The organism is Kribbella sp. NPDC058245 (assembly GCF_042882005.1).
Taxonomy (GTDB): Bacteria; Actinomycetota; Actinomycetes; order Propionibacteriales; family Kribbellaceae; genus Kribbella.
The window spans coordinates 225,968-248,084 of record NZ_JBHVWY010000007.1 but is presented as its reverse complement, the minus strand read 5'-3'; the positions used below and the strand labels follow the sequence as shown (position 1 = coordinate 248,084).

22 protein-coding genes are annotated in these 22,117 nt (G+C 67.5%); 8 read left to right on the top strand and 14 right to left on the bottom strand.

The features are described 5' to 3' along the window. Positions 1 to 29: 29 nt before the first annotated feature. Positions 30 to 1,343, bottom strand: coding sequence for an MFS transporter (locus tag ACFVWG_RS18955; protein ID WP_391544604.1), 1,314 nt, complete (start codon positions 1,341 to 1,343; stop codon positions 30 to 32). 641 nt (positions 1,344 to 1,984) lie between these two features. On the opposite strand from ACFVWG_RS18955, the gene ACFVWG_RS18950 reads away from it, so the two are divergent. After that, positions 1,985 to 2,710, top strand: a complete 726-nt coding sequence (locus tag ACFVWG_RS18950; RefSeq protein WP_391544603.1) for a TetR/AcrR family transcriptional regulator — start codon at positions 1,985 to 1,987, stop codon at positions 2,708 to 2,710. A 16-nt stretch (positions 2,711 to 2,726) separates the two neighbouring features. Here the strand turns inward: ACFVWG_RS18950 and ACFVWG_RS18945 are convergent, their stop codons facing one another. The 7 genes from ACFVWG_RS18945 to ACFVWG_RS18915 form a co-directional block, all read right to left on the bottom strand. Further along, positions 2,727 to 3,404, bottom strand: a complete 678-nt coding sequence (locus ACFVWG_RS18945; protein WP_391544602.1) for a YidC/Oxa1 family membrane protein insertase — start codon at positions 3,402 to 3,404, stop codon at positions 2,727 to 2,729. 48 nt (positions 3,405 to 3,452) lie between these two features. After that, a complete protein-coding gene (locus ACFVWG_RS18940) occupies positions 3,453 to 3,707 on the bottom strand; it encodes a DUF6412 domain-containing protein (RefSeq protein WP_391544601.1) in 255 nt (84 codons plus the stop codon). A gap of 4 nt (positions 3,708 to 3,711) precedes the next feature. After that, on the bottom strand, positions 3,712 to 5,040 hold the full coding sequence (locus ACFVWG_RS18935; RefSeq protein WP_391544600.1) for an RNA polymerase sigma factor: 1,329 nt from the start codon (positions 5,038 to 5,040) through the stop codon (positions 3,712 to 3,714). 233 nt (positions 5,041 to 5,273) lie between these two features. Further along, a complete protein-coding gene (locus ACFVWG_RS18930) occupies positions 5,274 to 5,894 on the bottom strand; it encodes an HhH-GPD-type base excision DNA repair protein (RefSeq protein ID WP_391544599.1) in 621 nt (206 codons plus the stop codon). A gap of 1 nt (position 5,895) precedes the next feature. After that, positions 5,896 to 6,324 carry a universal stress protein gene (locus ACFVWG_RS18925; protein ID WP_391544598.1) on the bottom strand — a complete coding sequence of 143 codons (429 nt, stop codon included), beginning with the start codon at positions 6,322 to 6,324 and terminating at the stop codon, positions 5,896 to 5,898. 411 nt (positions 6,325 to 6,735) lie between these two features. Next, positions 6,736 to 8,214, bottom strand: a complete 1,479-nt coding sequence (locus ACFVWG_RS18920; protein WP_391544597.1) for a glutamate--cysteine ligase — start codon at positions 8,212 to 8,214, stop codon at positions 6,736 to 6,738. A gap of 80 nt (positions 8,215 to 8,294) precedes the next feature. Beyond that, positions 8,295 to 9,035 carry an MBL fold metallo-hydrolase gene (locus tag ACFVWG_RS18915; protein ID WP_391544596.1) on the bottom strand — a complete coding sequence of 247 codons (741 nt, stop codon included), beginning with the start codon at positions 9,033 to 9,035 and terminating at the stop codon, positions 8,295 to 8,297. A gap of 37 nt (positions 9,036 to 9,072) precedes the next feature. Between ACFVWG_RS18915 and ACFVWG_RS18910 the strand changes: the two genes are divergently transcribed. Both ACFVWG_RS18910 and ACFVWG_RS18905 read left to right on the top strand, forming a co-directional pair. Next, positions 9,073 to 10,452 carry a DNA polymerase IV gene (locus ACFVWG_RS18910; RefSeq protein WP_391544595.1) on the top strand — a complete coding sequence of 460 codons (1,380 nt, stop codon included), beginning with the start codon at positions 9,073 to 9,075 and terminating at the stop codon, positions 10,450 to 10,452. Further along, positions 10,445 to 11,398 (top strand): tetratricopeptide repeat protein, encoded by a 954-nt coding sequence (locus tag ACFVWG_RS18905; protein ID WP_391544594.1) that lies wholly within the window; start codon positions 10,445 to 10,447, stop codon positions 11,396 to 11,398. The genes ACFVWG_RS18910 and ACFVWG_RS18905 overlap by 8 nt, the downstream gene beginning before the upstream one ends. On the opposite strand, the gene ddaH is transcribed toward ACFVWG_RS18905, so the two are convergent. Then, a complete protein-coding gene (gene ddaH / locus ACFVWG_RS18900) occupies positions 11,367 to 12,128 on the bottom strand; it encodes a dimethylargininase (RefSeq protein WP_391544593.1) in 762 nt (253 codons plus the stop codon). The two genes, ACFVWG_RS18905 and ddaH, sit on opposite strands and share 32 nt — an antisense overlap. Before the next feature lie 51 nt (positions 12,129 to 12,179). Between ddaH and ACFVWG_RS18895 the strand changes: the two genes are divergently transcribed. Beyond that, a complete protein-coding gene (locus tag ACFVWG_RS18895; protein ID WP_391544592.1) occupies positions 12,180 to 12,698 on the top strand; it encodes a hemerythrin domain-containing protein in 519 nt (172 codons plus the stop codon). A gap of 18 nt (positions 12,699 to 12,716) precedes the next feature. Here the strand turns inward: ACFVWG_RS18895 and ACFVWG_RS18890 are convergent, their stop codons facing one another. Genes ACFVWG_RS18890 through ACFVWG_RS18870 form a run of 5 tightly spaced genes read right to left on the bottom strand, consistent with a single transcriptional unit; the run spans position 12,717 to position 16,712 of the window. Next, positions 12,717 to 13,448 carry an MBL fold metallo-hydrolase gene (locus tag ACFVWG_RS18890; RefSeq protein WP_391544591.1) on the bottom strand — a complete coding sequence of 244 codons (732 nt, stop codon included), beginning with the start codon at positions 13,446 to 13,448 and terminating at the stop codon, positions 12,717 to 12,719. Continuing rightward, a complete protein-coding gene (locus ACFVWG_RS18885; protein WP_391544590.1) occupies positions 13,445 to 13,840 on the bottom strand; it encodes a YccF domain-containing protein in 396 nt (131 codons plus the stop codon). The genes ACFVWG_RS18890 and ACFVWG_RS18885 overlap by 4 nt, the downstream gene beginning before the upstream one ends. A 4-nt stretch (positions 13,841 to 13,844) precedes the next feature. Further along, positions 13,845 to 14,714, bottom strand: a complete 870-nt coding sequence (locus ACFVWG_RS18880; RefSeq protein WP_391544589.1) for an alpha/beta fold hydrolase — start codon at positions 14,712 to 14,714, stop codon at positions 13,845 to 13,847. Further along, complete coding sequence (locus ACFVWG_RS18875; protein ID WP_391544588.1) at positions 14,686 to 15,822, bottom strand: saccharopine dehydrogenase family protein; 1,137 nt, start codon at positions 15,820 to 15,822, stop codon at positions 14,686 to 14,688. Before ACFVWG_RS18875 ends, ACFVWG_RS18880 begins: the two co-directional genes overlap by 29 nt. Then, positions 15,819 to 16,712: an SDR family oxidoreductase gene (locus ACFVWG_RS18870; protein ID WP_391544587.1), complete on the bottom strand. Its 894-nt coding sequence runs from the start codon at positions 16,710 to 16,712 to the stop codon at positions 15,819 to 15,821. Before ACFVWG_RS18870 ends, ACFVWG_RS18875 begins: the two co-directional genes overlap by 4 nt. An 80-nt stretch (positions 16,713 to 16,792) precedes the next feature. Between ACFVWG_RS18870 and ACFVWG_RS18865 the strand changes: the two genes are divergently transcribed. The 4 genes from ACFVWG_RS18865 (at position 16,793) to ACFVWG_RS18850 (ending at position 22,055) form a co-directional block, all read left to right on the top strand. Continuing rightward, positions 16,793 to 17,383 carry a TetR/AcrR family transcriptional regulator gene (locus ACFVWG_RS18865; RefSeq protein WP_391544586.1) on the top strand — a complete coding sequence of 197 codons (591 nt, stop codon included), beginning with the start codon at positions 16,793 to 16,795 and terminating at the stop codon, positions 17,381 to 17,383. Between the two features lie 471 nt (positions 17,384 to 17,854). Beyond that, entirely contained in the window at positions 17,855 to 18,658 is an 804-nt protein-coding gene (xth, locus tag ACFVWG_RS18860; protein ID WP_391544585.1) for an exodeoxyribonuclease III, read from the top strand. A 41-nt stretch (positions 18,659 to 18,699) separates the two neighbouring features. Continuing rightward, complete coding sequence (locus ACFVWG_RS18855; RefSeq protein ID WP_391544584.1) at positions 18,700 to 20,790, top strand: S9 family peptidase; 2,091 nt, start codon at positions 18,700 to 18,702, stop codon at positions 20,788 to 20,790. A 305-nt stretch (positions 20,791 to 21,095) separates the two neighbouring features. Then, positions 21,096 to 22,055: an RNA polymerase sigma factor RpoD/SigA gene (locus ACFVWG_RS18850; protein ID WP_391544583.1), complete on the top strand. Its 960-nt coding sequence runs from the start codon at positions 21,096 to 21,098 to the stop codon at positions 22,053 to 22,055. Positions 22,056 to 22,117 lie beyond the last annotated feature (62 nt).

Genomic DNA, 22,117 nt, shown 5'->3' with positions numbered 1-22,117 from the left:
TCTGGCCCGGTGACATCCAGGTGAACAGGTCACCGATCGAGCACCGGCAACGGCTCCGCCTTCCCGACGATGAACGCGTACGTCAGCGCACCGATCACCGCGACCACGCCGGCGACGAGAAATGACGGTAGGTAGTTGCCGTCGTACAGGTCGAGCAAGAGACCGAAGATGAACGGGCTGATGATGCCTGCGATGTTGGACGCGAAGTTCTGGATGCCGCCGATCGACGCTACGTGCCGTGAGCTCGGTGCGACGTCACCCGGCAGCGACCAGATCCCCGTGGCCGCGATCGCCAGGCTCGCGTAGGAGATCGCGAGGAACAGCAGAGCGACGTACACGGACTTTGCCGGAGCCGCGAAGACGATCGCCGCACCACCGAGCAGACCGCCGACCATCACTGTCTTGCGCACCCTCGTCACATCGGCGCCCGCACGGATCCGCCGGTCCGCGAGGATGCCGGCGATCCAGCCGCCCGCGATCGCGGTGATCCCGGGCAGCGTGCCGAGGGTGCCGAGCTCGGCGAGGTCGAGATGGCGGGCGTCCTTCAGGTACGACGGGAACCAGGTGAGGAAGAAGTAGATGACGAAGTTCAGGCAGAAGAAGCCGAGCATCATGCCGCGGATGGTCCGGTAGCGGAACAGATCCCGCCAGCGCACCTGCGCCGCGGCCTCGTCATCGGTCTCCTCGAGCCGCGCGCCGTTCGCTGCGATGTACTCGCGCTCGAGGTCGTTGGCGCCGGAATGTTCACGCGGATCGCGGTAATACCAGTACCAGACCGCAGCCCACATGATGCCGACCACACCGAGGACGACGAACGAGAAATGCCAACTGACCAAGGCGATCAGCGCTGTCACGAGCGGCAGCGACAACACCGTGCCGACCCGCGAGCCCGAGTCGATCACCGCCGTCGCGAACGCCCGCTCATGCCGCGGGAACCATCGCGACGCCGCCTTGGTGGCGCTCGGGTACGCCGGTGCTTCGCCCGCACCGAGCGCGAACCGGAACGCGAACAGCGACCAGAACCCGCGCGCCAACGGAGTCAGCGCGGTGATCACACTCCACCACAGCGCCGCGAACGTGAACGCCTTCCGCGATCCGTAACGGTCCGCCATCCACCCGGCGGCCAGCATCGCGCCGTCGTACGCCCAGAAGAACGCGCCGAGGATCAGCCCCTTCTCCGCGTTCGACAGATCGAGGTGCAGGTCCTCCTGGATGAACGGCAGCGCGACACTCAGGTTGGCCCGGTCCAGATAGTTGAGTGACAGCCCGATGAAGGCGAGACCGAGGATCAGGTAGCGCCGACGGGTCGCGCCCGGCGGCGCCTTCACGGTGGTGGCGGTCACTGTGTGCTCCGATCTGAGGGCGGATCGTCGCACGTTACCCCGCACTCAGATCTTGTGCGGACAAACGTTTCGCCCAGTGGAATGAGCGCACTTCCGGGTTCGACGACCAGCGGAAGAGGGTCCCGCTGCTCGGTGCCGGCATCCCCGCTCGGTCGCGGTGGAAGTTCGCTTTCCCTCGGCAGAACTACAGCTTGCCAGCAATTAGACAAGAACCCTTGTGCAGGACACATTGTGCGCCGGGGCGGACCGCCAGCACTCACTAACCTGCGCGGCATCTCGTCCGGCACGCCCAATCGAGGTGCGGGAACTCCTGCCAGAGGCACTTGGTGAGTGGGGGCGGTCCGGTTCCTCAACCCTGCCGACCAGTAGCTGTTGCGATGTGATGGATGGTTCCTCCCCAAACCGCTTTGGGGAGGGTCGGGGACGGATTCAGGGGGTGAATCCGCCCCAAACCGGGTTCAGGGGCGCAGGTCATCTCCCCAAACCGCTTTGGGGCGGTTCCAGGACCGATTCGGGCAGTGAATCCTCCCCAGACGACCTCTCCGGCGGAGAGAACTCTCCCCGAACCGGTTTGGGGAGCCATGGCGCGGAGGCGACTTAGTCCACTCCAGAGTTGAACGGTGTTCAGGTAGGGTTCGGGTATGGCGACTGAGGAGTATGGGTCGGTGTGGGCTCGGCCTAAGCGGAATCGGCGGCGGGAGCAGCCGGCGCTCACCCAGGAGCAGATCGTGGGGGCGGCGATCAAGCTCCTGGACGCGAACGGCCTCGAGGCGTTAACGATGCGCAAGCTCGGAGTCGAGCTGGGTGCGGTCGCGACTGCGGTCTACTGGCATGTCGCCACCAAGGACGAGTTGATGGAGCTCGTGGTCGATCACGTGTACGCCGAGATCGACGTACCGGAGGTTTCCACCAAGGTTGAGTGGCGGGAGGCTGCTACGAAGTGTGCGCAGGGGTTCCGCGGGATGATCCTGCGCCACCCTTGGATGGGCGCGACGCTGGCCGATGTCGGGTTGACGTTGCTGGGGCCGAACATGTTGCGTCGGTCGGATCAGATGCTGGCGATCTACGAGACGGCCGGCTTCAGCCTGCGCGAGGCGAACCATGCCTCCACAGCGGTCGTCAGCTTCGTCGTCGGCCTTGCCTCGACCGAGGCCGCGGCGGTCAGCAAGATCAAGCGGAGTGGTTTGTCGGCCGAGGAGTGGATGACCAAGGTCTGGCCGGCCGCTCAGCAGGCCGCTGAGGCGTATCCGCGGGTGAAGGCCTTGTACGACGAGTACACCGCGCGCGATGCCGCCGAGAACGATGACGAGGTCTTCGACTACGGACTCGCGTGCGTTCTCGACGGCCTGGCGGCGCGCCTCAGCTAAAGGTTGCTGAGGGCAATCAACGTTGCAGGACCGTGCGCTCGGCGACGGTCCATGCGGTTGTCGTCAGCAGGTAGAGACCGGCGGCGAGCGGAACGAAGGCCGCGGTCACCAGGGTGGCGAACGGCATCACCCCGACGATCCTCCGCATCAGCGGCGAAGTGGACGAGTCCAGCTGCCGCAGCGCCAGCCGCGCCGAGAACCATGCGACCACCACGAGCAGTACGGCGAGCACCAGGAACCCGGGCGTGGCCGCGAACACCGGCCAGTGCAGACCAAGCGGCGCACCCAGGAGCGTTCCGCTGATCAGCTGGTTGGTCTCTCCGCCGACGAGCGCGCGGGAGAAGAGCGTGTACATCAGCCAGAAGAACGGCAACTGAGCCAGCGTCGGCAGCATGCCCGCGAACATCGACGTACCGTGCTCCGACTGCAGCTTGGCAAGCTCGCGTTGCAGACGCTCTGGGTTGTCACGGTGCTTCTCGGACAGCTTGCGGAAGTGCGGCATCATTTCGGCTCTCGCCTTGAGGCCGCGGTGCGCGCGGACGCTGAGCGGGAGCAGGCAGAGGCGGACCAGCAGAGTGCAGGCGATGATCGCGATCACCGCGGCCCAGGGGCCGGCGAGCGGCTGCAGCGCGGAGACGAGAGACGTGAGCAGGTGATAGGCACCGGAAACCGGTGCCTCCAGGAAAGAAGGCACAGCAACTCCAGGAAGGTGAGCAGGAATGGGTAACCCGAGAAGAGCGGGCTACCGTCCTGGAGCTCTGGGCCTGGGTCTGCCTGCAGCGTCCGGATCGCGGAGCCGGAGGAACGCGGTGCGCTCGGCGCGATCGCGAACTGAGGCGGCGCGGGCGAGCAGCGGTGCTGGGGTGGGCGCCGCGGCGCGGGCGACCAGCAGCACGGCCAACAGCAAAGCCGCCGCCGTGAACACGGCGGCGGCCAGAGATGCCGTATCGAGGACAGGGACCACCAGCGCAAGCGCGCTGGCGATCAACTGTCCCATCCGATCAGTCTAGATAGTCGCGCAAGACCTGCGAGCGCGACGGGTGCCGCAGCTTCGACATCGTCTTGGACTCGATCTGGCGGATCCGCTCGCGGGTGACGCCGTAGACCTTGCCGATCTCGTCCAGCGTCTTCGGCTGGCCGTCGGTCAGACCGAAGCGCATCGAGACCACACCGGCCTCGCGCTCGGACAGCGTGTCGAGGACCGCGTGCAACTGCTCCTGGAGCAGCGTGAACGAGACGGCCTCGGCCGGCACGATCGCCTCGGAGTCCTCGATCAGGTCACCGAACTCGGAGTCGCCGTCCTCACCGAGCGGAGTGTGCAGCGAGATCGGCTCCCGGCCGTACTTCTGCACCTCGATGACCTTCTCCGGGGTCATGTCGAGCTCCTTGGCGAGCTCCTCCGGAGTGGGCTCGCGCCCGAGGTCCTGCAGCATCTGGCGCTGGACCCGGGCCAGCTTGTTGATGACCTCGACCATGTGCACCGGAATCCGGATGGTGCGGGCCTGGTCGGCCATCGCGCGGGTGATCGCCTGCCGGATCCACCAGGTGGCGTACGTCGAGAACTTGTAGCCCTTGGTGTAGTCGAACTTCTCGACCGCGCGGATCAGACCGAGGTTGCCCTCCTGGATCAGGTCCAGGAACAGCATGCCGCGGCCCGTGTAGCGCTTGGCCAGCGATACCACCAGGCGCAGGTTGGCCTCGAGCAGGTGGTTCTTGGCGCGGCGGCCGTCCTCGGAGATCCACTCGTACTCGTCGCGGACCTTCTCCTTGAGCTTGTTCGCCTCGTCGCCGATCTGCTCCTCGGCGAACAGGCCGGCCTCGATCCGCTTCGCGAGCTCGACCTCCTGCTCGGCGTTCAGCAGCGGGACCTTGCCGATCTGCTTCAGGTAGTCCTTGACCGGGTCCGCGGTGGCCCCGGCGACCATCACCTGCTGCTCGGGCTCGTCGGTCTCGTCGGCCTCGGACACGATGAAGCCCTGGTCCTCGGTGATCTCCTTCTCCAGGACCTTCACCGTATCGGGCTTGAAGTCGGCGTCGTCGACCTCGTCGAGCGCGCGCGGCTTGCCCGTCTTGGGATCGATCGCCAGTCCGGCCTCGGACACTGCCTTCTTCGCCGGCGCCTTCTTGGCGGCAGCCTTCTTCGCGGCGGGGATACCGTCCTCCAAGGTGTCGGCGGCCTTGACCGCTGTAGTCTTCTTTGCAGCCGCCGCCTTCTTGGCAGCGGGGCCGGTCACTCGGGCGCTGGTCCTCGGAGCCGCACTGCGAGCTGTGGCGGCCACCACTGCCCGGGCCGACTCGGCGGGAACATTCTCGGACGAGCTGGACGACACGAAATACCTCTCGTCTGACGCAGGGTTTGTACGACGTACTGGTGCTGGTGCAACAAGCTTTTGGATACGACTGTCGGCGGTTGCGCGCTGGTCAGGCTGCGACAACACTCCATTGTAATCTGCGCACCAAGCCGCGGCGTTCCGCGACCCCCCGAAACGACGCCCTCAGGCCCCCACCGAGCGGTCTTCCCGCTCCGATGGAGGCCTGATCCTGTACGTCGGGTAGTGGCGTGCTAACCGTTCCTCGTCTGCCGCAGTGGACGGGCGACCACCCGCTGCCGGCCGACCTGCTCCTCCTGCTTGAACTGACGCACCTTCACCAGGGAGGCCACGTCGATCACGTCCGCGACCGACTTGTACGCGCCGTCCTCGCCGTACGGCTCGGAGGCCTCACGCCAGCCGCGCGGCCGGACCTTCAGCTGCTTGCCGAGCAGCGCGACGAAGATCTTCGCCTTCTGCGCGCCGAACCCCGGCAGCGCCGACAGCCTGGCCAGCAGGTCGTCCCCGGACTTCACGTCGGACCACAGCCCTGAGGCGTTCCCGCCGTACTCCTCGTCGAGGTGCTTGGCCAGGGTCTGGATCCGGGCCGCCATCGCGGTCGGGAACCGGTGCACCGCCGGCGGACCGGCGACGATCTCGACGAACGCGTCGGGATCGTAGTGCGCGACCGTGGTCGGGTCGAACGGGCCGGCCATCCGCTTGGCGATCGCCACCGGTCCGGCGAACGCACGCTCCATCGGGATCTGCTGATCCAGCAACATCCCCACCAGCAGTGCGAACGGGTCTCTGCTCAGCATCTCGTCGGCGTCGGGCTGCTGTGCGAGGCACAGCTTCTTGCTGCGTGTCGAAGTCACCTCAGTCCTCCTCCCCTTCAGACAACTCAGGCTCGGCCTTGACGGCCAGCACCGGACACGGAGCGTCCAGCAGCACCCGCTGGGCATTGCTGCCGAGGATGAGCTTGCCGACCGGCGACCGGCGCCGCAGCCCGATCACGATCATCTCTGCGTGCACCTGCTCGGCGACGGCCACCAGGTCCTCCGCCGGATCGAGTCCACGCACCAGCTGCCGCACCTCGTACGGCACACCGGTCGAGTCGAGCTGCTCCCGAACCTCCGTCAACGCGGCGTCGCTCGCCGCGGCCTCATCACTGTCGAAGCTCCGTCCACCGCGGTGCGAGTTCACCACCACCAGTTTGGCGTCGCGCAGCGTCGCCTCTTCGGCCGCTCGCCTGAGGGCGGCTCGGCCCTCGGCCTTCGGCACATATCCCACGACGATGGTCGTCATCGCCCTGCCTCACCTCCGGGTATCAATGTCGACCCGTTCCGAACGATACTGCTCCGCGCCGTGGTCGGCATCCGCTGCATTCACACCAACTGGTGTCGCGGTCGGCTGATCGTCAGCGGGTACTACTCCATCACCGCCGCGCCGTCTGCGAAGACGGCTGACGCCGGTGCCCGAGTACTACCCGCGGCGGGACGCTCTAACCTTCCGGTTGCCACACCTTTGCAGGGCTGTCACCCAACGCGCCACCCCTGTAGGCCGGGTCGTTATCGAACTCGTCCACCCAGTTGCCCTGGGCAAGATCGCCGGTTCCACCCGACTGACCGTGGTTCCGCGCTCCCCCGAGCGTGTTGTCCACCGTTGTCTCGCTTGATACCTTCCCCGCCCCAGCGCCCCGAACGCTCACGAAGCAGTTCAGTCCACCGGCCACTCGTGCACCGGCGTGTTCTCGTGCATGTGGTCGCGATAGCGGCTCAGCATGCCCCGCAACGCGTCCTTCCGGCTGTGCGATCCCTTTGTATACAGTCGATGAAACTCCTCGACCTGCCACGACGCACCGTTCCGGTTGGTCAGGCAGCGCTGTTCGATGATGCCCAGCAGGCGATCCCGCACAGCAGTGTCGACACCCCAGGCCTCGAGGCCCGAGGAAGCGAGTGGGAGCAGGCGTCTGAGCACCAGTTCGGTGGCGCGCGCCGTACCGACTCCGGGCCAGAAGACCTCGGCCTCGATACCGTTCTTGGCTGCCTCGTGAAAGTTTTCCTCAGCAGCGCTGAAGGACATCTGCGACCAGATCGGCCGTTCGTCGTCGGCGAGTGCGCGGACCAGGCCGAAATAGAAGGCTCCGTTGGCGATCGTGTCGACCACAGTCGGACCGGCGGGCAGCACGCGATTCTCCACGCGCAGATGCGGCTTCTCCCGGACAACGTCGTACACAGGACGGTTCCATCGATAAATAGTTCCGTTGTGCAGGCGAAGTTCCGAAAGGGCCGGTGTGTCACCACGATCCAGTACGGCGATCGGATCCTCGTCCGACGTGACCGGCAACAAGGCCGGGTAGTAGCGCGAGTTCTCCTCGAACAGGTCGAAGATCGAAGTGATCCATCGCTCACCGAACCACACCCGCGGCCGCACGCCCTGCGTCTTCAGCTCATGGGTGCGCGTGTCGGCGGCCTGCTCGAACAACGCGATGCGGGTCTCGCGCAACAACTCCTTGCCGAACAGGAACGGTGAGTTGGCGCCGATCGCGAGCTGCACGCCGGAGATCGCCTGGGCAGCGTTCCAGTACCGCGGGAACGCCTCCGGAGTGACCTGCAGATGGAACTGTGTCGACGTACAGGCCGCCTCCGGCACGATGCTGTCGGCGGTCACCTGCAGCCGCTCGATGCCGTCGATCGAGATCTGCACGTCCTCGCCGCGGGCGGCGAAGATCTGGTCGTTCAACAATGCGTACCGCGGGTTCGTGCTGAGCGCCTCGCGGTGGATGTGCTCGGTGAGCAGCGTCGGCAGGATGCCGACCACCACCATCGACGACCCGGTCCGGGACGCCTTCTCCTCGGCCGCGTTCAGACTGTCGCGGATATTGGCTTCCATCGTGTCCAGCCCGATGCCGTCGATCTGCCCGGGCGGCACGTTGATCTCGATGTTGAACTGACCGAGCTCGGTCTGGAACGCGTCGTCCTCGATCGCGCTCAGCACCTCGGAGTTCTTGAACGCCGGGTCGCAGTGCTCGTCGACCAGGTTCAGCTCGATCTCGATCCCGGTCATCGGCCGGTCCGGTGCGAATCTGTCCTCGCGCAGCATCCGCGCGAATGCATCCAGGTTGCGATGCACCTGGTCGCGGAACGCCGTCCGGTCCGCCCGGGTGAACTCGACCCGGTCGACTTCCTCACCCATGTGCGCCTCCCCTGCCTCGCCTCTCGCCTCAGTGTGCCTGAAGGTGCCCGTTCATGGTGGTTCCACTCGCGTGGTGGACGTCAGACCGGGTAGACGATGAAGTGATCACGCACGATCCGGGCCGGTTCCGGACCCAGCACGGACGCCAATTCAGTCAGTACGGCGGGAGCGAGCTGCAGCTCGTGCTCATCGGGGTGCACGTCCGCCCCCATCTCGTAGTCCTCCCCCGGCCGCGTGGTCAGCTCGATATGCGCTCCGAGCACCCACTCGACCGGATTGCCCGCGGCAACGAACGCCGCCAGCCGCGACACGCTCGCGCGGAACGCATCCCAGTCGAAGACGTACAGCCGGCCCGGATACAACGAGTCGCCGCTGAACAGCAGCCGGGTCTCCGCGTCGTACACGGCGATGTGTGAGGCGTGGTGCCCAGGGATCGGCACGATGTCGAGCACCCGGCCGCCGAGATCGAACTGGACGACGCCGTCCGGCCAGGACGTGATCCCGAAGTACGCCGCGACCTCCTCCGGCGTCCGGCCGACCACGTGATCGAACTCCTCGTCACCGCCGACATGGTCGAGGTGTGCGTGCGTGTGCGCGACGATCAGCTCCTGGCCGCTCAGAAGGCTGTCGATCAGCGGCCGGAGCGGTACGTGACCCGTTCCGGTGTCGAGGAGCAGGGCGCGCTCGGAGCCGAGGAGCAGATAGAGGAACGGGCCCTCGAAGTTCGTGTGCAGCGCCTGGCGGATGATCGCTGTGCGCTCGTCGTACCAATGGACCTGATGATCGGATACGTCGTCCCACCGTGCTGGAAAACTGGTCATGACAGAAATTGTCGGTGCTACCGGGGAGACTGGTCGAGTGCGAGGGGAACCGTCGGTGCTGCATGTCGATCTGGACGCGTTCTTCGCGGCCGTCGAGCAGCGCGACAAACCCTCGCTGCGCGGCAAGCCGGTGGTCGTCGGTGGCATCGGGCTCCGCGGAGTCGTCTCCACCGCGTCGTACGAGGCCCGCAAGTACGGCGTTCGCTCCGCGATGTCGACCGCGGAAGCGCGGTCGCGCTGCCCGCACGCGGCGTACCTCTGGCCGCGCTTCGACCAGTACCGGCAGACCAGCCAGGCGGTGATGGCCGAAATGCGTGCCTTGTCGCCACTGGTCGAGCCGCTGTCGCTCGACGAGGCGTTCATCGATCTGGCCGCGGCCGGGCTCACCGGGCTCACGGACGACGATGTGCGCGCGATCGCCGAAGACCTCAAAGACTCGATCCGTACGGCGAGTGGCGGGCTGACCGCCTCCGTCGGTGCCGGCACGTCGAAGCTGATCGCGAAGATCGCCAGCGATCTGGACAAGCCCGACGGCGTGGTCGTCGTACCGGCAGGAACCGAGGCTGCGTTCCTGGCGCCGATGCAGGTCACGGTGATTCCTGGTGTCGGCCCAGCGACCGCGCAGCGGCTCAGCATGGCCGGCGTCCGGACCGTCGGCGACCTGCAGCAGCTCGACGAGGACGAGATCGTCCGGCAGGTCGGTTCGGCGCACGGCACCAGCCTGTATCGGCTCGCCATCGCGGCCGACGACCGGCCGGTGGTGAGCGACCGCGAGACGAAGTCGGTCAGTGTCGAGGACACGTTCGAGACCGACATCATCGATCGCGCGCTGCTGACCGCGATCGCCGACCGGATGGCCCACCGCGTCGCCGAGCGGCTGCAGAAGGCGCAGCTGTCCGGGCGAACCGTGACGCTCAAGTCGCGGATGCACGACTTCACCACGCACACACGCTCGTCGACGCTGGCCGGTCCGACCGACGATCCGCGGGTGATTGCCCGCGTGACCCGGCGGCTGCTCGACGACACCGACCTGGCCGGCGGCATCCGATTGCTTGGAGTCGGGGTCTCATCGCTCGCCGACTGGATCCAGGACGACCTCTTCACCGACAGCGAGGCGGCCGAGGCGGCGGAAGCAGCTGAGGCCGAGGTCGTCGACGTGATCGAGATTCCCGACCGCCGGTCGCGCGATCAGGGCGGCTACTACACCGGTCAGGACGTGCAACATCCCGAGCACGGTCTGGGCTGGGTCTGGGGCTCGGGACGCGGCCGCGTCACCGTGCGGTTCGAGACCGCGGAGACGCCTCCCGGTCCGGTCCGGACCTTCGCGATCGACGATCCGCTGCTGACAAAACCGGCACCCGCCGCGGCAGAGGGAGACGCCGACGCCGAAAATGGACACAATGGGCCAAATGAATGAAGAACGGCGGGGGGTTTACCCGTTCTGCGGCAGCTGTACGGCGTCATCGGTGGCTTGGCGGGTCAACGATCCTGCTGGCGTGCCCTGCATCGTCAACCGGTTCTACGGTCACAGCGACGTCTGTGAGAACTGCGGCTCTTCGGTCCGCACGCTCTACACGACCTTCGCGTGGATCCCGTTCGCGAAGGCGGGCCGGTTCCGGATCATCCCGACCGGTCGCCGGACGTATGTCGCGCGCAAGGTGATCCTCGGCCGGGTCGCCGCCGCACCGGGTGAGCCCGCGTCGGCGATCGCCGATCATCCCGAGCTCGAGCGCGATCCGTCGTACCGGCAGGCCGAGTCTTTCTGGGAGGCCAAGGAGCCGGGTCAGGCGCTGCCGTTCTACCAGGCGGCGCTCGCGCTGCGGGAGAGCGTGCTGCCGATCGACGATCCGGCCACGCTGCGGGTGCGGCTGCGCGTCGCGCAAGGCATGCTCGCGACTGCCAACTACGGGCGGGCGATCGCGTGGTTCGAGTTGGTGACGCCGCAGCTGAACCGGGTGTTCGGTGCGCACCACGAGCTGACTCGCTCCGCCACCGAGGGCGCGACCGGCGCTCGGCTGATGGTCGGCGGCCCTCGGTCGGAGGCGAGTCTGCTGACCGACATCGTCGCGGTCGACACGAGCGACCTGGCCGCGCACGACCCGCAGCTCATCCGGGACCGGGCGGCGCTCGGGCGTGCGTTGCTTGCGGGCGGTGAGATTGCGCCGGCCCTCGAGGCTTTGAGTGCGTCGGTGATTGCTGCGACGGCCGCACTCGGCGTTGACCACCCGGACACCGCGGTCTATCGAGATGCGCTCGGCGAGGCGTGCGCGGTCGGCTCCGCGCGTGGGCGTAAGCGCGATCTGGCGGCCGTCGAGGCCGCGCAGAAGCTGCTCACCGTCGAAGGCGCACCGACAGACAGGTGACACACCCTTCGAGCTTCTCGAACTCACTGATGTCGACGACGACCGGCGTATAGCCGAGCTCCGCGAACATGGCCGCGGACTTCGGCGCGGACGCAGCCATCAGTAGCCGCTCCTCCCCCAGCAGTACGACGTGCGCACCGGCCTCCTCGGGTACGGCGCGGAACGCATCGAAGGCGGTGGAGTCGTCAACGAGTGGCTCGTAGCCGATGACCGTGCCGTCGGGCAGCGCGGTCACGGCCGACTTGAGGTGCAGCACCTTCTCCACCGGCACCGCGCGGACGTCGGCACCCAGCGGGCTCAGTGCGGTCTGGAGCTGCCGGATCCCTTCGGCATTCGTGCGCCCGCCCAGGCCGACGTACACGGTGCTGCCGACCTTGAGGATGTCGCCGCCGTCGAAGGTACCGGGTTCGGTGACGTGCGTGATGCGGTAGCCCTGCTCACGCACCGCCTCCTCGGCCGCCGCGGCCTCCGGACGCCGTGAGCCGGCTCCGGACCGCGCGATCACCGCCAGGTCGCCGTACACGACCATCGTGTCCTCGACGAAGACGCCGTCCGGGCAGTCGTCGATCGGCGGCACCTCGACTGGTGTCCACCCGTGTTGCCGCAGGGCAGCGACGTACTGCCGCCACTGCTGTACGGCGAGGTCCGGGTCGACCGGCGTTCGTTCGATGTGCGTGACCAGGCCCTCGGCCAGGCGGGGACTCGGGCGGCGGACCAGTGCGGCAGGCATAGCGGCAGGGTAACCGGGGTACCGGGCGCCCAACTGATTGTGGAGGTACTGATGCCGAAGATCCTGCCGGCAACCGGCGGAGACGTGGTCGAGGTCATTCTGGCCGATCACCGCTGGTTCGAAGAAGCGCTGCGCGAACTGCGTGACGTGCAGAGCCACCGCGCCGCCGTCCTCGCCGATCTGGCCACGGTGCTGATCGCGCACGCAGAGGCCGAGGAGTCCAAGGTCTACCCGGCGCTGCGCCGCAAGGACGCCATCGACGCCGACGAGGTCGAGCACTCCGAGCACGAGCACGACGAGGGCAACGAGGCGCTGCTCGACCTGATGGAGGTCGAGGACACCGCGAGCGACGACTTCAGCAAGAAGCTCCACGAGCTCTCCGAAGCGCTCACCCACCACCTCGACGAGGAAGAGCGCGACGTCCTCAACCCGGCCCGCACCGACGTCTCCGACGAGACCCGCCACACCCTCGGCACCACCTTCGCCGACGAGCGCGCCCGCCTGATCAACTCAGGTTGCGGCGACATCGCCAACGTCCGCAAACTCGTCAAGCAGGCACCCGCCAGCTGAGGTTGCCCACAGCAACCATCACAGCGCGAGCGTCAGGCCTTCGGTGGCGGCGATCACTTCACCGTCGAACTCGGCCTGCGCCTCCGCGACGGAGATCGACCGGTCGGAGCCAGGCCAGAAGTGCGTGAGCAGCAGTCGCTGCGAACCTCGGGCCGCCCGGCCGGCTTCGGTCGCGGTCATCACGTAGCGCGGGGCGGTCTGGGGTGACGGGCCTTGCAGGGTCGCGTCGGCGATGAACAGGTCGGTGCCGTCCGCGAGTTTGGCGTGGTCGTCGGACGGACCGCTGTCACCGGTGTAGGCGAGTGAGACGCCCGGTGCGGTGAGGCGGATGCCGAGATTCGTCACGTAGTGCGGCAGAGCGACTGTCTCGACGGTGAAGGGTCCTAGCCGCGTCGTGGTCGCGAGGTCGTGCACCGCGAAGACCGTTGCCGGGTCTGGGTTCGGCTCCAGCGCCCGCAGTACGTCGACCACTCCGGGCGGACAGTGCAGTGGGATCGGCGGTGCATCCGGGGCTTCGTAGTGCCGAACGCGCGCCAGTGCGCTCACGTCGACGCAGTGGTCCGGATGCTGATGAGTGACCACGACTGCGTCGACCTCGGCGTGCGGGCGGTGTGCGAGAAGCTGCGGCAGGGCGGCGTAGCCGAGATCGAGTACGACGCGGAAACCGTCGTACTCGATCAGGAACCCAGCACACGCACGACCCGGCTCGGGCCAGGCGCCACAGGAGCCGAGGACCGTCAGCGACCTCACCGGGCGGTGGCGAAGGGGCGGTCGGTGGGGACGATGTCTTTGCCGAGCGGGAGCAGCGAGATCGGGATCAGTTTGAAGTTCGCGATGCCGAGCGGGATGCCGATGATCGAGACGCAGAGAGCGATTCCCGTGACCAGGTGACCGAGGGCCAGCCACCACCCGGCGACGATGATCCAGATCAGGTTGCCGAGCAGGGCGCCGGCGCCGGCGGTGCGCTTGTCGACGATGGTGCGGCCGAAGGGCCACAGGGTGTAGCCGGCGATGCGGAACGAGGCGATGCCGAAGGGGATCGTCACGATCAGCACGCAGCAGATGATGCCGGCGATCGCGTAGCCGACCGACAGCCAGAAGCCGGCGAGTACCAGCCAGATCAGGTTGAGAAGCGTCCTCATACCTTCAGCGTGCCAGCTCGCGGGTGTGTTCGAGGACCAACCGCGCGACAAGTCCGGGATCATTCCGGGGCATCCAGTGGCCGCCCCTGACCACCCGGACCGTGAGGTTCGGGGCCCAGCGTTCGACGTCGGTCTGCAGCGGCGTCGTCACGAACGCGTCGCCATCCGGCGAGACAGCCAGAACTGGTACGTCGGTCTGCCGTTCTGCCGGGTGTAGCAGGCGCGGGATCACGTTTGCCCGGTAGAGGTTCAGGCCGTTCACGTAGTCGCCCAGGGAGCGCTCTCCCGTTTCTGAGGGCAGCCCATCGGCCGACTGCTCCAGGCGACTGAAGATCCGATGCGCCCAGCCGCGCCGCCAGCCGTTCTCCGGCAGCCAGGGCAGGTGGAAGTAGAAGATGTACCAGGAATGCAGGAGCTGGCCGAGGGATTCGCGGACCGGCCGGCGTTCGCGGAAGAAGAAGCCCGCGTGATCGAGCGACGGTCCCGAGATCGACACGAACGACGAGATCCGGCCGAGAGAGCGCTCACTCGTGACGAAGTGCCAGGACTGGATGGAACCCCAGTCGTGCGCGAGCAGGTGCACCGGCCGATCGGGCGACACCGCATCCAGTACGGCGAGGAAGTCGTCCTCCAACCGGTCCAGGTGGTACGCCGATTTCTCGCGCGGCTGGCCCGACTCCCCCGCGCCGCGCACGTCGTACGTGACAACACGGAACTGGCCCGCCAGCTCCGCGGCGACGGGCTCCCACAGGCGGGCGTTGTCGGGATAGCCGTGCACTGCCACGAGCACCGGCAGGTCGGAGCCAGCTGCGTAGTCGTAGAGCGCTATCCGCGTTCCGTCGGTACTAGTAATCGCTTGTGCTGAGGGTGGCAAAGGTCATCCCTGCTTTCACCAGGCGCTCGCGCAGTGCCGGACCCATCGCCGCAGCGGTGGTGGTCTGGCCGGCCGTTTCCGGGAGATCGTCCAGAGAGAGACAGAGAGCGCTCTCCCCGAGCATCTTGGCGGTCTCGTCGTACCCGGGGTCGCCACCGGCGACCTCGGTGATCACCTGCTTGCCGCCACCGCGGCCGACGAAGCGCACCTTGAACCACGACTTCGCCCGCACCTCGGGACTCGGCCCGTCACCGGGCTGCAAGCGGCTGAGCAAAGCCTTCCGGGCCGGCGGGATCTGCGCGGCCGTCGCCAGCAACGCGACCCCACCGATGCCTCCGGCAACCATCGGCAGGTGTTTGACGGCGGCGTAGTGCGAGTAGCGGAAGTCCGGACCGTAGCGGTCCAGCAGCCGGCCCGAGTACCCGACGATCTGCGGATCGACCGTCGGCAGCGGCACCGCCCAGAAACCCTGCTGCCGGTGGATCCGCCCAGCAACCGCTCTCGCGCGTCTCCCGACCGGCCGCACCTCGGCCTTCTTCCGGGCGGTGTGCGCATCCAGGTTCTGCTTCGGCCGCGAGAACGCCGTGATCGCTGTGTGGAACGTGCCGCCCGACGGCTTCCCGCCTGCACGCAAGAGTCCGTCGACGGCGATCGGCACGCGCTCCGGCAGCTGCTCAACCGTGTACTGCACACCGAGGTCGTAAGGGATCGAGTCGAACCCACACGCGTGGATGATCCGAGCGCCGGTCTGGAGAGCGCGTTCGTGGTATTTCACGTACATCCGGTCCACGAACTCCGGCTCACCGGTCAGATCCAGATAGTCCGTTCCCGCTTCGGCACACGCGGCCACCAGCAGTTCGCCGTACTGGATGTAAGGCCCGACGGTCGTGACCACGAGCCTGGTCGATTCCGCGAGCGCCTTCAACGACGCCGCGTCGGTCACATCCGCGATCAGCACATCGCGACCGAACGGCTCCAGCTTGGCGCGGTTCCGCCCGGCTACGGCCCACTTCAGCTCGGCGGGCGCGTTCTTCTCCAGGTACTCCGCGGTGAGCGCTCCCGTGAACCCGCTCGCGCCGAGCAGGACAACGTCGTACTGGCGACTCATCGACCGGTGGCCTTCTCGGTGTCCGCGAGACCGCCGGCACCCGAAGCGCGTGACGATACCGACGCACCGCGCGCCTGGATGTCGGCCAGCGCTGCCCGGTCAGCCTTCGGCACGCTGAACCGCGAGCCGGCCTCGATCACGTGCGGGATCAGCCAGCGGAACACCTTCAGTACGCCGATCCACTCCGGCACATGCACAGTCCGCTTGCGCCGCTTGATGCCGTCGGTGAACTTCTGCACCGCGAACTCCAGCGGGTACACCTTGCTCGCCAACGGGATCCCCGTCCGCACCTTGCCGAACACCGGGTGATCGTCCACGCCACGCACCATGTCGGTGTCCACGAACGTCATGTGCGCCACGCCCACTCGCACACCGAGGTGCTTCAGCTCGGGCCGCAGCGTGTCGCCCATCGCCTCCACGCCGGCCTTCGCCACGTTGTACGACGCCAGCCCCGGAATGTGCACGACCGCCGCGAGCGACGACACCAGCAGCAGGTAGCCCTTGCTCTCCAACAGGTACGGCAGGGTCAGGTGGACCGTGCGCCAAACGCCGTACAGGTCGACGTCGAGCACGCGCTCCCAGACCGCCGGGTCCATGCTCCGGGTGAAGCCGGGCGCTGCGATGCCCGCGTTCGCCATCACCACGTCGATGCGGCCGTAGCGCGCGTGCACGGATTCGATCGCCGTACGGAGAGATTCTGTGTCCGTGACGTCGGCCTCCCACCAGCCCGCGTCCGGACCGCAGTCCTCGGCGACCTGCTTCAGCTCGTCCGGCTCCAGACCGATCAGTGCGAGCTTGGCACCGTCCTTCGCCAGGCTCCGGGCCACCGCGGCCCCGATCCCGCGGGACGCTCCGGTGATGAGGACAACCTGTCCGGGCAGCGGTCGCATCTGATTCCTCCGGCTCGAGCTGTTGAGTGGATACTCAACAGTAAGTGCTTATTGACCCAATACTCAATAGACTGGCCGCTATGACCCAGACCTCATCCGCCCGGCTGCGCCCCGACGAACGGCGGGCCCAGATCCTCGAAGCCGCCCGCCGGGTCCTGCTCGCCGACCCGCACCGCGAGCTCACGGTCGAGCTGGTCGCCGCCGAGGCGAAGGTCTCCCCCGCCCTGCTGTTCCACTACTTCGGCTCGAAGAAGAAGTTCCAGTACGCCGTGATCGAGGAAGCCGCCGCCGAGATCCTCCTTCGCACAGCCCCCGACCAATCGCTGCCGCCCGCCGAACAGCTCCGCGCCGGGATCCGCGCCTTCGTCCGCGCAGTCCTCGAAGCCCCACAGCTCTACCGCGCCACCCTGCTGATGTCAGCCGCCGGCGACCCCGAGGTCCGCAAACTCCACAAAGACCTCCGCGGCGTCTTCAGCACCTGGGTGATCGGCGCCGTCCGCGAGAGCGGCCTGGAGATCACCCCAGTCGTCGAGCTCGCCCTCATCGGCTGGCAGGGCTACGTCGAACAGACCCTCCTCACGTGGATCGAGGACCCGACCATCACCCCCGCCAACCTCGAACACCTCTGCGAACACTCCCTCGAAGCAATCCTCTCCACCACCCACCCCTAACCCCGCCACCACTTCCTGTCTCACGCCACCAGTTGCGGCCGGAGCCAACAGATGCGGCGCGGAGGCCCGCCGATGCGGGCGGAGACAGCTCGTCGTGGCCGGAGACCCCTGGCCACATGTCCCCGGCCACCACTTCCTGTCTCACGCCACCAGTTGCGCCCGGAGCCAACAGATGCGGCGCGGAGGCCCGCCGATGCGGGCGGAGACAGCTTGCCGTGGCCGGAGACCCCTGGCCACATGTCCCCGGCCACCACTTCCTGTCTCACGCCACCAGTTGCGGCCGGAGCCAACAGATGCGGCGCGGAGGCCCGCCGATGCGGGCGGAGACAGCTTGCCGTGGCCGGAGACCCCTGGCCACATGTCTCCGGCCACCACTTCCTGTCTCACGCCACCAGTTGCGGCCGGAGCGGGGTGATGGACCGCGGGGTGTGGCGGGGATGGGTGGAGGTGGGTTCGGGTTAGGGTTCGGGCGTGCTGACGGTCGCTACGGTGAATGTGAACGGGATCAGGGCCGCTTATCGCCGCGGGATGGCGCCTTGGCTGGAGCAGACCGATCCGGATCTGTTGCTGATGCAGGAAGTTCGGGCGACCGATGAGGTCCTGCGGGATCATCTCGGCAGCGACTGGAACCTCGCGCATGCGGAACCGGCGATCGACGGTCACAAGGGGCGGGCCGGGGTGGCTGTCGCGAGTCGGCGGCCGATCAAGGATGTGCGGATCGACGTCGGGCCGGAGCGGTTCGCCGACACCGGGCGCTGGGTCGAGGCGGACGTCGTACTGGATGACGGGTCGACGCTGACCGCAGTGAGCACGTATGTCTTCACCGGCGAGTTCGAGACGCCTCCGCGGCAGGAGGAGAAGTACGCGTTCCTGGACGCGATCACTGCCCGGCTGACCGAGCTGCGCGCCGACGGCCGGCACGTGCTGATGTGCGGCGACCTGAACATCGCGCACCGCGAAGAGGACCTCAAGGCCTGGAAGGCGAACCGCAAGAAGAGCGGGTTCCTCCCGGAAGAACGCGCTTGGATGGATCGTTTGTTCGAGGCCGGCTGGGTCGACCTCGGCCGCCGCTTCGGCGGCGACGGACCCGGTCCGTACTCCTGGTGGTCCTGGCGCGGCAAGGCGTTCGACAACGACGCCGGCTGGCGCATCGACTACCAGATCGCCTCCCCCGGCCTGGCTGAGCTGGCCACCGGCTGCGAGATCCACCGCGCACCGACGTACGCCGAGCGCTGGAGCGACCACGCCCCGGTCGTCGCGACGTACGGCGTCTGACCCGCAGCGCACCGCCCACCGGGGCGGGTAGTCTCGCCCGCATGTCCGAGTTGAACACAGCGCCACAGCCTCCCGTCGCCGCCCGCAAGCCGATCGAACGTGTCCACCACGGCGACACGTTCGTCGACGACTACGAGTGGCTGCGGGACAAGACCGACGACGAGGTACTCGGGTACCTCCGGGCCGAGAACGAGTACACCGAGGCCCGCACGGCCCACCTCGAATCGTTGCGTGAGGCAATCTTCACCGAGATCTCGGACCGCACGCTGCAGACCGACCTGAGTGTGCCGGCCCGGCGCGGCGAGTACTGGTACTACGCGCGCACGGTCGAAGGCAGTCAGTACGGGATCCACTGCCGGGTCAAGGTCAACGGCGACGAGCCGCCGGCGCTGGACGCCGAGATCGCCGGTGAAGAGGTGCTGCTCGACGGCAACGTCGTCGCAGGCGATTCGGAGTTCTTCTCGCTCGGCACCGTCGACATCTCCCCCGACGGCCGCCTGCTGGCGTACTCCGTCGACCTCAAGGGTGACGAGCGGTTCACGCTGCGGATCAAGGACCTGAGCACCGGCGAGCTGCTGCCCGACGAGCTGCCGGAGGTGCACTACGGCTCGGCGTGGTCCGCGGACGGCTCGACGATCTTCTACACCAAGGTCGACGACGCCTGGCGCCCCTTCCAGATCTGGCGGCACACGCTCGGTACGACGGACGACGTACTGGTGCTCGAGGAGCCGGACGAGCGGTTCTGGGTCGGGGTCGACCTGACCCGCAACGAGCAGGCGATCATGGTCGCGCTCGGCAGCAAGCTCACGAGCGAGGTCTACCTGCTCGACGCCAACGACCCGACCGGCGAGCTGAAGGTTGTCGCTCCGCGTCGCGAGGGCGTCGAGTACGACGTCGAGCACGCGGGCGACCGGCTGCTGATCACGCACAACGCCGATGCGGCGAACTTCTCGCTGGCCACCGCCTCGCTGGACGCGCCCGGTGAATGGACGACCATCATCGAGGGCGACGAGTCGAGCCGGCTGCTGGGCGCCGACGCGTTCGCCGATCACGTCATCCTGTATCGCCGCCGCGACGCCCTCACCGAGCTCGCGATCATGCGTCGTACCGAGGACGGCTTCGGTTCTCCCGAGGCGCTCGAGTTCGACGAGCCGATCTACACGGTCTCCCCCGGCCGCAACGACGAGTGGAACGACACCCGGTACCGCTTCGGCTACACCTCCCTCGTGACACCCGGTACGACGTACGACGTGGACATCGCGACTGGTGAGCGGCGACTGCTCAAGCAGCAGCCCGTGCTGGGTGGTGTCGACCTCAGCGCGTACACGCAGTACCGCGAATGGGCGACCGCGCCGGACGGCACGAAGGTGCCGGTGTCGATGGTCGCGCGCAAGGACGTCGCCAAGGACGGCAACGCGCCCGTCGTGCTCTACGGCTACGGGTCGTACGAGAGCTCGATGGACCCGTGGTTCTCGATCCCGCGACTGTCGATGCTCGACCGCGGTGTCGTCTTCGCGATCGCACACGTCCGTGGTGGTGGCGAGCTGGGCCGGCACTGGTACGACAACGGCAAGACACTGACCAAGCGCAATACCTTCACCGACTTCATCGCGGCGGCCGAGCACCTGGTCGAGGCCGGCTGGACGCGGCCCGAGCGGATCGTCGCCCAGGGCGGCAGCGCCGGCGGCCTGCTGATGGGCGCGGTGGCCAACCTGGCCCCGCAGGCGTTCGGCGGAATCGTCGCCGAGGTGCCGTTCGTGGATGCGCTGACCACCATTCTCGATCCCTCCTTGCCACTGACGGTGATCGAGTGGGAGGAATGGGGAAATCCGCTCGAGGACGCGGATGTGTACGCCTACATGAAGTCCTACTCGCCGTACGAGAACGTCACGGCGCAGCAGTACCCGCGCATCCTCGCGATCACTTCGCTGAACGACACCCGGGTGTTCTTCGTCGAGCCGGCGAAGTGGGTGGCCAAACTCCGGTCCACGGCGTCGGGCAACGTCGACGTACTGCTGAAGACCGAGATGGAGGCCGGCCACGGCGGGCGCAGCGGCCGGTACGACGCCTGGCGCGAGGTCGCGTTCAGCCTCGCCTGGGAGCTGGACACCCTCGGACTGGCCGGAAACTGAGCGCAGGTGCCGGAATATCTCCCCGATCCAGTGTGTTGTGCAACACATTAAGAGCGCTGGATCGGGGGTTTTCTGCACCGATTCTCAGGCTCTTCGGCGGCGAGCCGCTGGACAAGACCTGATGAGTTCGGAGGAAAACCCTGCAGGACCACCCGATCACGCTGACAGCGGTGCGGATGGGTACCGGAATACGGCGTGAGCTGCGCCGGGAACTCTCAGGGAAAGTTCAGGGAGTTTACACACTGCCATGGAATCTTGAACCTCACTCGAGCGTTGCTCTCCATGTAACGACGAAGGGAGTTTCGGTGGCTCGCATGACTCGCGTTCGCAGCACGGACGACGGTATCGACGGCAAGGACAGTGTTGGTCTCTACCTTGAAGAGATCGCGCGTACGCCGTTGCTGACGGCTGAAGAAGAGGTCGAGCTCGCTGAGACGGTCGAGGCAGGTCTCCTCGCGGAGCAACTGCTGGCCGAGGGGCGGGTTGGACGAAAGAAGGGCGGAGCGCCCAAATATGCCACGGCGGAGGAGCTGGAGTGGCTGGCGGAGGAAGGCCAGCGCGCCCAGCAGCGGTTCGTGACCGCGAACCTCCGGCTGGTGGTGTCGATCGCTCGCCGGTACGGACGTTCCCAGATGCCGCTGCTGGACCTGGTCCAGGAAGGCAACACGGGACTGATCCGCGCGGTGGAGAAGTTCGACTACCGGAAGGGATTCAAGTTCTCGACGTACGCGACCTGGTGGGTGCGGCAGGCCATCACCCGCGGTATCGCGCAGCAGGCCCGAGTGGTCCGGCTGCCGGTGCACGTGGTGGAGCAGCTGAACCAGATCGGGTCGGCCCGGCGGACGCTGGAGCGCAAGCTCGGGCGTGAGCCGGAGGTCGAAGAGATCGCGGCGGAGCTGGACCTGGACGAGGAGCGGGTGACGGAACTCATCCGCATCGGCCGGGACCACATCAGCCTGGACAACCCGATCGACGACGAGGGTGAGACCTCGCTGGGCGACCTGATCGCGGCCGAGACCGCGCCCGGGCCCGACCAGCTGGTGGCCGACGCCTCCGACCGGTCCGGACTGTTCAGCCTGGTCGATCAGCTCGACCCGCGGTCGGCCGATGTGATCCGGCGCCGCTACGGGCTGCACGACGGCCGGCAGGCCAAGCTCGCCGACATCGGCGCCGTGCACGGCATCTCTGCCGAGCGCGTCCGCCAGATCGAGCGCGAGGCGCTGGGCCGGTTGCGCCTGATGGCCGACCCGACGCTGGCCGCGTAAGCACTACCCCGAAACCCCTCCGAAGGACCCCCGAGCCACCCTCCTGGCCCGGGGGTCTTTCT

Coding starts and splice junctions, on each gene's coding strand:
- ACFVWG_RS18915 (WP_391544596.1), bottom strand. CDS start 9,035: ATGACCAGTTTTCCAGCACGGTGGGACGACGTATCCGATCATCAGGTC.
- ACFVWG_RS18920 (WP_391544597.1), bottom strand. CDS start 8,214: ATGGGTGAGGAAGTCGACCGGGTCGAGTTCACCCGGGCGGACCGGACG.
- ACFVWG_RS18875 (WP_391544588.1), bottom strand. CDS start 15,822: ATGAGTCGCCAGTACGACGTTGTCCTGCTCGGCGCGAGCGGGTTCACG.
- ACFVWG_RS18870 (WP_391544587.1), bottom strand. CDS start 16,712: ATGCGACCGCTGCCCGGACAGGTTGTCCTCATCACCGGAGCGTCCCGC.
- ACFVWG_RS18950 (WP_391544603.1), top strand. CDS start 1,985: ATGGCGACTGAGGAGTATGGGTCGGTGTGGGCTCGGCCTAAGCGGAAT.
- ACFVWG_RS18905 (WP_391544594.1), top strand. CDS start 10,445: ATGAATGAAGAACGGCGGGGGGTTTACCCGTTCTGCGGCAGCTGTACG.
- ddaH (WP_391544593.1), bottom strand. CDS start 12,128: ATGCCTGCCGCACTGGTCCGCCGCCCGAGTCCCCGCCTGGCCGAGGGC.
- ACFVWG_RS18865 (WP_391544586.1), top strand. CDS start 16,793: ATGACCCAGACCTCATCCGCCCGGCTGCGCCCCGACGAACGGCGGGCC.
- ACFVWG_RS18895 (WP_391544592.1), top strand. CDS start 12,180: ATGCCGAAGATCCTGCCGGCAACCGGCGGAGACGTGGTCGAGGTCATT.
- ACFVWG_RS18855 (WP_391544584.1), top strand. CDS start 18,700: ATGTCCGAGTTGAACACAGCGCCACAGCCTCCCGTCGCCGCCCGCAAG.
- ACFVWG_RS18940 (WP_391544601.1), bottom strand. CDS start 3,707: ATGGGACAGTTGATCGCCAGCGCGCTTGCGCTGGTGGTCCCTGTCCTC.
- ACFVWG_RS18885 (WP_391544590.1), bottom strand. CDS start 13,840: ATGAGGACGCTTCTCAACCTGATCTGGCTGGTACTCGCCGGCTTCTGG.
- ACFVWG_RS18925 (WP_391544598.1), bottom strand. CDS start 6,324: ATGACGACCATCGTCGTGGGATATGTGCCGAAGGCCGAGGGCCGAGCC.